Source organism: Agrobacterium bohemicum (assembly GCF_001562555.1).
GTDB classification, from domain to species: Bacteria; Pseudomonadota; Alphaproteobacteria; order Rhizobiales; family Rhizobiaceae; genus Agrobacterium; species Agrobacterium bohemicum.
This window is the reverse complement of sequence record NZ_KQ961030.1, coordinates 196,579-208,975: the sequence shown is the minus strand read 5'-3', so window position 1 is coordinate 208,975 and position 12,397 is coordinate 196,579. Positions and strand designations below refer to the sequence as shown.

General features: G+C 58.9%; 7 protein-coding genes, 1 pseudogene and 1 riboswitch. Of the genes and pseudogenes, 3 read left to right on the top strand and 5 right to left on the bottom strand.

What is annotated here, in order from left to right; all coding sequences use genetic code 11:
- Positions 1–43: 43 nt before the first annotated feature.
- The 4 genes from ATO67_RS14475 to ATO67_RS23300 form a co-directional block, all read right to left on the bottom strand.
- Entirely contained in the window at positions 44–5,137 is a 5,094-nt protein-coding gene (locus ATO67_RS14475; RefSeq protein WP_067650508.1) for a DEAD/DEAH box helicase family protein, read from the bottom strand.
- Between the two features lie 144 nt (positions 5,138–5,281).
- Positions 5,282–5,887 (bottom strand): DUF1419 domain-containing protein, encoded by a 606-nt coding sequence (locus ATO67_RS14470; RefSeq protein ID WP_067650739.1) that lies wholly within the window; start codon positions 5,885–5,887, stop codon positions 5,282–5,284.
- Between the two features lie 64 nt (positions 5,888–5,951).
- Positions 5,952–6,986, bottom strand: coding sequence for a DUF3991 and toprim domain-containing protein (locus ATO67_RS14465; RefSeq protein WP_067650504.1), 1,035 nt, complete (start codon positions 6,984–6,986; stop codon positions 5,952–5,954).
- Between the two features lie 203 nt (positions 6,987–7,189).
- Positions 7,190–7,366, bottom strand: a complete 177-nt coding sequence (locus tag ATO67_RS23300; protein WP_170063839.1) for a hypothetical protein — start codon at positions 7,364–7,366, stop codon at positions 7,190–7,192.
- A 712-nt stretch (positions 7,367–8,078) separates the two neighbouring features.
- On the opposite strand from ATO67_RS23300, the gene ATO67_RS14455 reads away from it, so the two are divergent.
- Positions 8,079–9,500, top strand: coding sequence for an amidase (locus ATO67_RS14455; protein ID WP_067650498.1), 1,422 nt, complete (start codon positions 8,079–8,081; stop codon positions 9,498–9,500).
- A gap of 68 nt (positions 9,501–9,568) precedes the next feature.
- Positions 9,569–9,799: pseudogene (locus ATO67_RS14450) on the top strand (LysR substrate-binding domain-containing protein); the annotation flags it as partial.
- A 103-nt stretch (positions 9,800–9,902) separates the two neighbouring features.
- Here the strand turns inward: ATO67_RS14450 and ATO67_RS14445 are convergent.
- The gene (locus ATO67_RS14445) at positions 9,903–10,808 is read right to left on the bottom strand and encodes a LysR family transcriptional regulator (RefSeq protein WP_067650490.1); all 906 of its coding nucleotides are present in this window, start codon (positions 10,806–10,808) and stop codon (positions 9,903–9,905) included.
- Positions 10,809–10,987: 179 nt separating this feature from the next.
- A riboswitch (cobalamin riboswitch) is annotated at positions 10,988–11,193 on the bottom strand.
- A gap of 201 nt (positions 11,194–11,394) precedes the next feature.
- Between ATO67_RS14445 and ATO67_RS14440 the strand changes: the two genes are divergently transcribed.
- Positions 11,395–12,384, top strand: a complete 990-nt coding sequence (locus ATO67_RS14440) for a DUF1852 domain-containing protein (RefSeq protein ID WP_210176135.1) — start codon at positions 11,395–11,397, stop codon at positions 12,382–12,384.
- Positions 12,385–12,397: the final 13 nt, after the last annotated feature.

Genomic DNA, 12,397 nt, shown 5'->3' with positions numbered 1-12,397 from the left:
CCTGATTTTTGACCATCAGGAAAACATTTATTATGCAACGCAGCTATGCAGGCACCGCGACGGTCTCGTCGTCCAGATCTGCCGCCAGTTGAGCTTCGATTGCCCGCAGCTTCAGCCGCTTGTCCTCCAGCTCGTCTGCGAACGCGAAAGTGCCTCCGTCTCGCGAACGGTAGGATACCAATCGCCGCTTGGCATCGTCGAGCCGCTGGCGATACTGGTGCTGTTCCTCATCAAAGCCGCCAAGTGCGTGCTCCAGCCGTGAGATGGCGCCGAGCGGTGTCACCGTGATCGCCAGATCAATGTCGTAATCGGCGCCAGTGCGCTGGAGAAGGGTCTCGTAGCGATAGCCATCGCCCTTGCAGAACCGCTCGCTCTCGTAGACGAGATCAAAGCCGCCGATTGTCGCCAGATGAACTTCACCTTCTTTCTGGAGCTGAAGAAGCGTGAGGATTTCCTTCATCAGCGCTCGGCCCGCCTCCTTGCGCTCGGTGTGCTCTTCACCGAGTATCATCATAGTGAAGGCATCGCCGGTGGTCGGCGCCAGTCGCACGATGTCCTGGCCGATCTCCCCGATGCGCCGGGTGGCAATCTCGATCTCTCGCTCTGCGTCACGCATCTGCCTGCGGACGGCATATTGGTCGTCCTCATGAGCCGCGCGCAGCCGTTCGAGCCTGGCAATATCTGCCTCCAGTCCTGCCTTCTGCATCAGCCGCTCGTCGCCCGACGCGATCGCCTTGGCCATGGCGAACTGGTTGGCGGCACCTTCGCCGATATCCTCCAGCTTGCGGATCGATGTATCGCCCGAAAGCGCTGCAGCGATGAACCGGGCCTTGCGCTCATTGTTCTGCCACATTGAGGCGTCGAGCGAACCTTCTGTGGCATAAGCGAAGATATCGACCTCGTCATGCTGATTGCCCTGGCGGACAATCCGTCCCTCGCGCTGCTCGATCTGCGACGGCAACCACGGCACATCGAGATGATGGAGCGCTTTGAGCCGCAGTTGGGCATTCACGCCGGTGCCCATCGCCTCCGACGATCCGATCAGGAAACGCACCTTGCCGGCGCGGACATCGCCAAATAGCCGCTGCTTCGCCTCGGTCTTCTTGTAATCCTGCATGAAGGCGATCTGCGATGATGGAACGCCGAGGCGGATCAGTTCGTCGCGAATGAAGCGATAGGCCGAGAAGCCGCGGGACTTTTCGACACTGATCGTGCCGAGATCGGAAAAGATCATCTGGGCTGCCCCCGACAGATCGAAGTCCTTGCCATCGGCGCGACGGTAGATGGCCTTGGCCGTCTCCTTCCAGATCCGGTGGGCATTGCGGACGAGCAGATTGAGCTTGTTGTCAGCTTCGTTGGGGGCCGCCGGCATGACAAAACGCAGATCGATCGCGGCATGCCGTCCATCGGTGATGACCGAGAGCAGGATGTCGTCGCCGGGCTTGGCCTGTCCGTCACGCTGCTCGATCGCCTCGATCCGGGTATCCAGCATCTTCTGATAGCTTTTGAACAGCGCCGTTGGCTTGGCGGTCAGGATCTGTCGGCGACCGGTCGCAATATCTGGCACTTTCACATATTGACGCAAATCCTCCGGCATCACGACATCGGCGAAGGACCGGAACATGGCAATCAGCTCCGGCACGTTGACGAAGGACGCAAAGCGGCTGACTGGCTTGTACTTACCAGATGGCTGGATTTCGAGTTCCGTCGTTGTCTCGCCAAAGCAGGAGGCCCAGGCATCGAACTCGTGCAAGCCTCGCTCGGCAAGAGCGGCATGCCCGAGCAGGCGTTGGATCGAGAACATCTCGCCCAACGTATTGGTGATCGGCGTTCCCGAGGCGAGCACCAGCGCACGGCCGGGGTTCTTTGTCTCGATGTAGCGAGATTTCACATAGAGATCCCACGCACGCTGCGACCCGTTCGGATCTATGCCCTTGAGCGTCGACATGTTGGTGGCGAACGACAACTTGCGGAATTCCTGTGCCTCGTCGACCACGATCTGATCGACACCGATTTCCGAGATGGTCAGCAAATCGTCCTTGCGGGTGGCGAGGCCTTCAAGCCGTTCCTGCAATCCTTCCTTCAGCCGCTCAAGGCGCTTGCGCGAAACGCTGTCCTCGCCATCGACCTTGGTCAACAGATCCTCGTAAAGCTGCAGTTCGTCCTGGATCATTTGGCTCTCGAAGGCCGAGGGAACGGCGATGAAGCGGAATGCCGAATGCGTGATGATGATCGCATCCCAGTTGGAGGTTGCCGCTCGCGACAGGAAGCGAGCGCGCTTGTCCTTGGTGAAATTGGTCTCGTCAGCAACAAGAATGCGGGCATTCGGATAAAGCGCCAGGAATTCGCGCGCGGCCTGCGCCAGGCAATGGCCGGGCACGACCAGCATCGCCTTGGCGATCAGGCCGAGACGGCGCTGCTCCATGATTGCGGCGGCCATCGTCATCGTCTTGCCGGCGCCGACGGCATGGGCGAGATAGGTCGAGCCATCTGCAATGATCCGCCAGATCCCGCGCTTCTGATGCCCGTACAACGTAAAGGCTCCAGAGGCGCCAGGAAGTTTCAGATGGGAGCCGTCGAATTTGCGCGGCGCAATATTGTTGAAGCGATCATTGTAATCGCGCGCCAGCCGGTCGGTGCGATCCGGATCGGTCCAGACCCAGTCCTGAAACGCTTGCTTGATCCTCTGTAGCTTGTCGCGAGCGGCTTCGGTGTCGACCACATTGAGCACCCGGCGCTCGCCGCCGGCATCTTTGAACGTATCGAAGATTTGTGGGACGCGGCTGTTCAATGCATCCGTGAGCAGATCCCCGGCATGCCGACGGCTGGTTCCCCATTCCGATGTCCCGGCGGCGCTATAGCCGAGCTGTCGAGCGTCGACCGTCCATGAGCCGAGTTCCGGCATGTGGTGAATGCGGATATCGGCTTCCATCGTCTCTTTTACGAAAGCGACGACATCGGCGGCCGGGATCCATGGTGCGCCGAGACGCGCGGTGATGTCGGAGGGCCGAAGGTCGGTCGGCTGAACCTCCTGGAGGGCGCGTACATTCCGCTCGTAGGCCGGATCGAGCTCGGATGCAGCCTGCGCGGTTGAGAGTTTGGTGCGTACAGCCCCGGAGAGATAGCCGTCGGCAGTTTGCCACGATCCGTTGATAGGATCCAGGAAAATGGCCTCGGCGAGTTCATCCACCACGGTTGCGGTATCGCTATGGAGCAGTTCGGCGATATGGTCGAGATCGACGTAGCCACGTTCATTCAACACGACAGCGAGCGCATCCGCAGATGAGGTGATAGTTGGTGCAGCCGGCGGCGCGATCACCCGATCGGAAAAAACCGGACCCGGTTTGGCTGTATCGGTTTCCAGATCGTAATCCTCGATCGAGGCAACCAGCCAGCAATCGGGATCATCACGGAAGGGCGCAAGGTTCGGTTGGCGATGGGTTTCCTTGACGTCACCGGTCTCGACATCTTCCTGGATCGAGACAGTCGTGTGATTGATGGGTCCGAAATCTCGCACGAAGCTCGACCATGCGATGCGCAGCCGGACCTGGAGATCTCGCCAGGGCCGGCCCGCCTCCTGCGCCTTCAGCACGTCGCGCACGCCATCACGGATGGGGATCAGCTTGCTGATGATCCTGATATGCTTTTCCGGGATGCCATCGCCAAGGCGACCCTTGCGAACGGTGACCTGCATGGCCGCTCCATCGAGCATCTGCATCAGACCTGTCGATCGATCAAGGAAGAAGCTTCCCTCGCGAACACGACCATCCTTCGGCTGTTGATCGACGATATCGCCAAGTTCTGTCTCAAGCTCGATGTCAACAGGTGTCGGTTCACCGTCGTAACGGCCTTTGGGCAGCCGGGCGATGGCAGTGCCAAGCACGGCCTCGAGATCCTGGTCAGCGGGCGCTGTGCAGGTGTAGGTTTCGCCGAACGGACCGGAGACTGTTGAATGGCTGCCCAGAACAAACTCGGGATTGCGCGCAAGCCAGCGATTGATCCGGATCGGTTCCGCGTCGGAGCTGGCAGGTCGAACCTCTTCCAGTTCCAACCACGAGAGATCGCCTGCCTCTTCGCCACCCTTGCGTTTACGAAAAAAGACAACGTCCACGACGACATCCGTGCCGGCGTCGCGACGGAAAGTGCCTTCGGGCAAACGGATGGCTGCGATCAGGTCGGCCGACTTGGCGATGTGGTCGCGCGCGGTGCCGTCCAGCTTGTCGAGTGTGCCGTGCGTCGTGACGAAGGCAGCGAGGCCGCCGGGCTTTAGGAGATCGACCGACCGGGCGATGAAATAGTCATGCAGGCGCAGTCCAAGCTTCCTATAGGCGCGGTCTGACCGAACAATTCGATCAGAGAATGGTGGATTGCCGATCGCCAGATCGAAGATCGGTGAGAACTCGGTCCGCGCGAAGTCGGCATTGATGATTCTGGCCTTAGGCTGCAGCAAGCGTACGATTCGTGCTGTGACCGGATCGAGTTCGATGCCGGTGAAGAAGCTATCCCGCCGCAATTGCTGTGGAGTCAGGGCCGGGAACAGGCCGGTCCCGATACCGGGCTCGAGCACGCGCCCTCCGCGCCAGCCGAGACGCAGCAACCCCGTCCAGATCGCGCGGATGATCGCTTCCGGCGTGAAGTGGGCATATTGAGTGCAGCGCGCAAGTGATGCGTAATCGGCCTGCGAGACGGCACTTTCCAGCGAAACCGCAACCTCGTCCCAACCCGTCCGGAATTCGACCGCGCCTGGACGGCGGAACATCCCGTTGGCCAGTTCACTGCCACCAAAGCCGGTGAAGCGGATCAATTGCGCCTGTTCATTTGGCGTGGCCGGTCGATCCCGTTGTTCGATCGCCTCGGCGATCAGGATGGCCGCGACATTGGCGCGGGCACGATCCAGCCAGGACGCGGCGAGGCCTCGGTTGCCATCGAGGTAGAAGTTGGAACGCCCGCCACGCGGGCGAGGGTGTGAATTGGTCGGGGCTACCAAGGCAGGGGCAGGCGCAGGTGGCGTCGGATCCGGCTCGTCATCGTTTGCCGCATCAGGTGCGGTGCCCGCGAAACCTGTGATGCCAAGATCGAGGGTGGTGGACAGTGCGGTGTTACCGAACATGTCGAGTGAAAAGGAATTGCTGCTCATGCGATGAAACTCCTGTTGAAGGCACCATTTTGCGATCTGCCGGCGCGGGCAGCTCGAAGTGCGCAGAGGATGGGAATCCGGCAGGGCCGATTGTGCGAGAGTTCGGCCGCGCGTCGCGATCGGTTGTGAAGACTGTTGTGTCGTTCAGGCGGCGATGGAGAGGGGGAGGTGCCTTAAATGCACCGGAAGCTTGGCGGAGATTTCGTCGTCCGTCAGATCATCGAGCAGTTTCAGGAACGTGCCCTCCTTGCAGCCGTACAGGACAACGGTGCGATGGCCACGGTTGCTTTGCGGCCATCGATCGCCCGCATAGTCGCGATAGTCGTCAGCCGTGCTGCTCCAGATGTGCTCGAGCCGCTCTTGCCGAGACATCGACCGGAGCGGACGACTTTCCCGCTCGACGATGGCCAGGCGCATATGCTCGGCCATAGAACGTTCGGACAGGTCGCAATATCCATGGAAGTGACGGATGACCCCATCGATGCGCAGGCTGAAGAACACTGACGTCACGGAGTCGGTCAGGAACTCACGCATGGCAAACATCGATCCGCGGATCCAAAGCGGCGGGAGGATCTCGAACATATAATCGTGCTCCGCTTCGGCGATCTCAAACCATTCACCGGCATAAAGGGATGAAGCATCGCCATCCCATCGGCCCGGTCGCTGGGCATGACGGTCGAACATGCGGTACATTTGCTTGCGTGTTGCCACGCCCTGGAAAACCTTGCGGATTGCGGCAGAGGGGTTCATTTGCGGCTCCTTGGGATATGTCCGGACCGAAGAGAACACCGTCGTCACGACCATGCTCATCTCTTCAATCCTCCATGACCTCTCCCGGGCCGCCGGCATCGTGTCCGCCCGGGTCAAGGGCCGGCGCAGCCGGGCGAAGCCTCCCTTGACGCGGGAGGCGCGAATGCGGCACGCCGTTCATTTCTCCTTCCTTTTCCTGCTTCTCCCTTTCCTGACATTTCAGGACCTCGTTCCAGTCGTCCGCCGGCGGTCGCAGACGCAACCAATCGCATCCAGCCTGATCGGCCACTTCACGAAGGCGATATGCAAAGGCCTCGCCCTGGCGATTGGCGTCGGTCGCCGCAACAAGTTGCACATCCGGGTACCGAGCCAGTTGTCGTAACGCTGCGGCAGTGTTCGGCGACCAACCGCCGCCGGTGCTGAGATAGAGGGTGTCTTCTCGCATCCCCTCGATTGCTGCGAGGCTCATTGCATCGATCGCAGCTTCCGTCACACAAAGCCGATGGGCTCCGGATGGGCCGAGCCGGAACAGCACCTTCGCGCCGCCCGTCGCAAAGCCCCGCCAGTCCGGGCCGCGTTCTTCCCAGCCACAGATGTTACCGTCCTCGTCAACATGGCCAGCCCACATGCTTCCGTAAGGGCCTTCACGAAGTACACCCTGTTTGATGGCACCCTTCAGAATCCGTTCCGGTACGAAGCGCGTAAACCGCAGGTAGCGCCAGGTTTCAGATGACGGTCGAGGTTTCCGACGCGATATCCACCGATCATGGATCGTCGCAATCGCAGTTTTTGTTGGCGCTGCCGCCATCCACTCCGGTTCTATTGACTGGAAGCCGATGAGACCGGCGACACGGTCCAACGCGTCCAGGAAGCCACCTCCGTCGAGGCGTGCAACAAGTGAGAAAACGTCGCCCTTGTCATCGCCTAGCGGATCGAACCAACCCTGGCCACCATGGGTGACGATAACGATCTCACCGCCGCGGCGGTATTTCACAGCCCGGCGGGTGCTTTCCTTCGCATCGATCGCGAAGCCCGATGTCTCCAAAACTGCTCCGCACCCGACCCGTTCGCGAATTTCCTCAATATCTCTTCGCTTCATCATCTTTCCGATCGCCTGGCGATCGTCCCTTGTTAATTTCCTTTCCGCATTCTTCGCGGACCCCTTCACGTCCGGCGCGAAGAGCGAAGGCGGCAAGGGCGGGGTTGGCAATTGGTGAATCCTGCAAAGGATTTGCCAGCCCCGGCGTCGCTTCCCTTGCCACCGCTCGCTCGCTAGCGGCAGCCGGAACGGCAAAAGGCGGCTCAATGAGCCGCCCAGGGGGAAAGCTCGTGCACGATTTCGAGGTCGTCGCCGTCGTCGATCTCGTCGGTGGGTAGGACGCCGTATTCACCGTCGACTGCAAAGACGGTGACCGGGACCATCAGGTCACGGGAGAGTTGGAAGGTGTGGGACTGTGCGAGAGAAAGATCGTGCGACATCGTTATCGGCTCCAGTTGGGGAGCGGGCCAATTCCCGCTCGATGGTTCCGAAAAGGCCCTGAGACGGGCGCGATCACCTCGCAGGCAAAGCCAAGAGGCCGCAGCGTGGCTGCGGACCCTTCACGGGTTGATCGTGGAAGATCCGGATCTGGGCCAGGAAGCCATCGACAGAGAGCGGGATTGGCCGTGGTTCATGCTGGCGATCACGAGGTGATGCGGCGTGTTGTCCCGTACCTATGCGGGCCAAACTTAAGACAGTTTTGATGTGCCTCATTCGAAAAGGGATGAGACCTATGTGAGCGGAGATGGCGCGATCGTTCGCATTCCGGCCTGACCTCCCGACCTGTTGTCATCCTGTCAATTTCGCCAGGTATCGGCGGTTTGAATAAACCATTTTACTGATGACCGACGGTTCTGATGAGCGAAATGGTTCTGAACCTGACAGCATTGCCTGAAGAAACGCGGGAGTGGATAGGACATGCTTGGCCGTGACGAATTTTCCGTGTTGATCGAACGGGCAGGGCTGAAACTTGACGACGACCAATTTGAAGCTGCCCGCGCATCATACGCAAATCTCCGGGTCCTGACTGATTTGGTGCGAATACCGCGTGATCGCCGGGTGGAATCTCCCCACGTGTTTCGTGTCGATGGACCAGCAATTCCAAGGCCCTGCACCACGGACGATCGACCTTCGACGGACGAGGTGTGACAGATGTCGGAGCTCTGGGAACTTGGGATCGCTGAAACCGCACGAATGATTGCTCGAAAACAAATCTCACCCGTCGAGGTGGTTGATCACTTTCTTGCACGTGCAACAACACTCAATTCCACGCTCCATTGTTTCATCACGATCGAGGAGGACGCAGCACGTGTTGACGCCCGCAAGGCTGAGGCTGAAATCATGGAAGGTCAATACAGAGGACCTTTGCATGGCATCCCATATGCGGTGAAGGACATCATCAATGTGTCTGGCCTTCCAACCACCAACAATTCTCGCCTCACGCTGGGTGACATCGCAACGTCTGACGCGTCAGTCGTCGCAAGTCTGCGCGCGGCTGGCGCTGTCTTGCTGGGTAAGACTGAGACGCAGGAATTCGCCATGGGTGGGCCGGATTTCAGCCTGCCCTTTGGGCCCGCGCGCAATCCGTGGGATCTCGATCGCTTTACCGGGGGCTCGTCAAGTGGGTCGGCGGCAGCCGTCGCTGCGGGAACGGTTCCGCTTGCGATCGGAACGGACACGGGCGGATCGATAAGGACGCCGTCAGCCTACTGCGGCATTTCGGGCATGAAGCCGACATATGGTCGGGTGAGCCGCTGGGGGATGACGCCTCAAGCCTATTCCATGGAGACCGCCGGCCCAATGACGTGGTCCGTTGAGGACAATGCGATAGCACTCCAGGCTCTTGCAGGTCATGACCCCGGTGACCCGTCTTCAGTCGACATTCCGTCGCAGCCATGGACCGAGGCGACGTCTTTAGGCGTGTGTGGCATGAGGATAGGTCTCCTGCGCAGTTTCCATGAAGAGGAGCCCGACTTCTTTTCGGACGAGTGCGTCGCAGTTTTCGAAGAGGCTGCCAGACTTTTTGAACACGCTGGTGCCACCACCACGGATGTATCATTATCACCTCTGCGTCACTATTTCGCCGCCCAGCGCGTCATCATGTATAGCGAGGCAGCAGCCGTCCACGAAGACGATTTCAGACGCAGTCTCCATCTTTATGGTCCGTATTCGGTCGAGCGCTTTTTACCAGGCTTCTTGCTCACTGCGACCGATTACCTCCAGGCATGCCGCAGGCGTGGGGAACTGACCACAGAGCTCGCCGAGGCCTTTTCATCTGTCAATCTCCTTTTGGTGATCGGTGCGCTTGGCGTCGCACCTCTCATCCATGACGTGGCAAGAAATTCTCTTGTGAATGGGACCCCGTCCGTCAATGCCGCTTTCAACCTGACGGGCTCGCCAGCCATGAGCGTGCCTGCGGGCATCAGCGCCGATGGCCTGCCCCTTTCGGTCCAGCTCGTCGGGCGGAATTTCGACGAGTTCAGCATCTATCGTGCGGCTCAAGTCATCGAAGACGAAATGGCCCGTAGAGCAATCTGCCCACAGGCGGCCGTAAAGGTCGACTTCCTTGCGTAGAGGAGAGATGCCGGCCCAAATAGAAGTGCGCCTTCCTGCGAGGTTCTCCGTGACGCGCTCTCACTTGTGGAAACATGGAGGCGATCAGGGCTGCCGCGATCGATAGCCTTGGCCTCGCTTATCTGCCAGAGTTCCTAGCGGCCGATGCCATTCGCGAAGGCCTGCTACAAACGGTGCTGAGCGACAGTCTGACGGCACCAGGCCATTTCTCCATCCTCTGGCCGTCGGCGCGATTTATTACACCGAGGCTGCGCGCCTTTATCGATTTCGCAGCGGAGAAGCTGTTTACGGAAGTCTAATTGATGATGCCAATCGCCATGTCTTATTGGCGCAGAGCGGATAACCGCATCTGGCCCAAAGCAGACAAACGCGCGTTTATGCTTCCGACTGACGTTACTCCGCCTATGAGCTAGCAACTGGTGTTGAAGGTGTTTGACGTGCCCTGCTCAGGAAACCAGCGATATAGTCGACGTCCTCATCGCCACATCTTAACCCGAGGTGGATACTCTTGCTGATGCCCCTGCTCCCTATCCGGACAGGTTGAACACCCAGTTCCGCGGCGTCCAGCCGCACGAGCCAGTCTGGGATTGCGCTGACCCCGCGACCTGCCGCAACAAGCTGCAACATCATCTCCGTTGTTTCGACAGTACTGTGATGACGGGGGCGAGTGTCGCCCGGTACTAGGAACTGGGTGAAGACATCGAGCCTTTCCGGCGGCACAGGATAGGTGAACAACGTCTCGTCCAGAAGGTCTGAAGGTTCGGCATGATCTTTGAAAGTTAGCGGATGGCCGGTCGGCACGGCGAGGACTAGCTCGTAATCGAAGACCGCCACATAGTGGATGCCCGCCGCATCGATCGGGTCTGGCGTGATCAGGATGTCGATCTCTGATCCTGTTAAAGCAAATACTCCGCCGAACACGAAAGAGGTCGTCAGCTCCAAGTCGACATCGGGCCATTCGAGCAAATATGGCTTCGTGACGCCCATGAGCCATTGATGGCAGGGATGGCATTCCATCCCGATTTTCAACGATCCTCGTCGTCCATACCGGTAATCAGAGAGGACATTTTCCGCCCTTTCAAGCTGCGGCAGGACGCGCTGCGCGAGTTCAACGATGTAGCGACCCGCCTCAGTCAGACGCACATTGCGTCCGTCTTTTCCCCACACAGCTATTCCATAGCGTTCTTCGAGTTTTCGGATCGTATGGCTGAGCGCCGACTGGGTCACATTCAACCGTTCAGCAGCCGCCGTCAGACTGCCAAGACGGTCGACTTCCCGCAGGATGGAAAGGTGTTGTCTGTCCAGCATGTCAGCGACTTCTCGTCTGCAGGTGCGCGTCGAGGGGGATCGAGACTTGCTTAGGTGCTCTTGTCGTCGGGTTCTGGTTCATCGGCACTGCCATCATGTTGCGGCAGGGCGAAGACATGACGCGAGGCAACGGCGCGAGGATGCCGAACGCAAAGCGGCACACCGGGACACCCCGCCCGTGGACGTTATCTGTCGCGGCAGGTCTCCTGGCTTGCGGGTCAATGCTTCCGTCCGTCTTCCCGAGGCGCGCCTCAGTGACATGAATTGACTTCCGCTCGTCGCTTACAGTTGCGGGGGCAGCTCCGGCTTCGGGCGATGAGCGCCGTACCGAATTCCCTCTTAGCTCCAGACTTTCGCCTGAAGAACCACGATGACGAAGCAATGTAGCATGTTGGTTGGAGGGTCAAGTTTTCTTCTCAAGAAGTAGAGAACGTTGTCGGCATCAAACGCATGAACAGCGCTCATACGTCAGTGAGATAATACCATTTTTAGTCAGCCGCCGGGTCAGGCATACCGCCCGCAAGAATGACTTTGAACCGAAAGGGCCGCTTACGACGACCTAATTCGGGAAGCAGGATGCCGGATGATGTTGGACAGCACTTTCACTTTCTCGATCAGGTGCATTCCGTTTGACGAGGACTATCGCCCTGCAGAGAGTACGCGCGCCACGACGAATTTCGCCAATCTGGCACGAGGCGAGAACCGTCGAGAGAACCTGCGCAACGCATTGCGGATGATCGACAACAAGTTCAATGCGATGGCGCATTGGGATAACCCGCTACGGGATCGCTACGCAGTCGAGATCGAAATCGTATCCGTGGAGATGAGCATCGGGTCATCGGCAGAGACCGAAACCTTCCCCATCATCGAAGTCCTCAAGACCAACATCGTCGATCAAGCGACGAGCGAGCGTATCGAAGGCGTCGTCGGTAACAACTTCTCTTCCTACGTCAGAGATTATGATTTCAGTATCCTGCTGCCCGAGCATAACATTAACAAGGACGCTTTCAGCGCACCTGACGACTTCGGTGATCTGCATGGGAAGCTGTTTCAGGCGTTCCTGAAGTCAGAAGCTTACAGGGACCATTTCAGCAAGCCGCCGATCATCTGCCTGAGCGCCTCCAGCACCAAGACCTATCATCGCACCGACAATCAGCATCCGATCCTTGGTATCGAATACAGGCAAAGCGAGTTCTCGCCGACAGACCGGTACTTCGAGAAGATGGGATTGCAAGTACGTTATTTCATGCCGCCCAACAGCGTCGCGCCATTTGCATTCTACTTTATCGGCGACCTGCTGACGGATTACACGAACCTCGAGCTCATCAGTACCATCAGCACGATGGATACGTTCCAAAAAATCTACCGCCCGGAAATCTACAATGCCAATTCCGTTGCGGGCACGTGTTACCGCCCAAACCTGAAGCACTCGGACTATTCACTGACGCAAGTCGTCTATGATCGGGAGGAGCGCAGCCGCCTTGCAGTCGAGCAGGGAAAATTTGCCGAGCAGCATTTTATCAGACCGTTCAAGACCATTCTCGATGCATGGTCCGCCAACTACGTCGTCCGTTAATCCGAAAGCATAG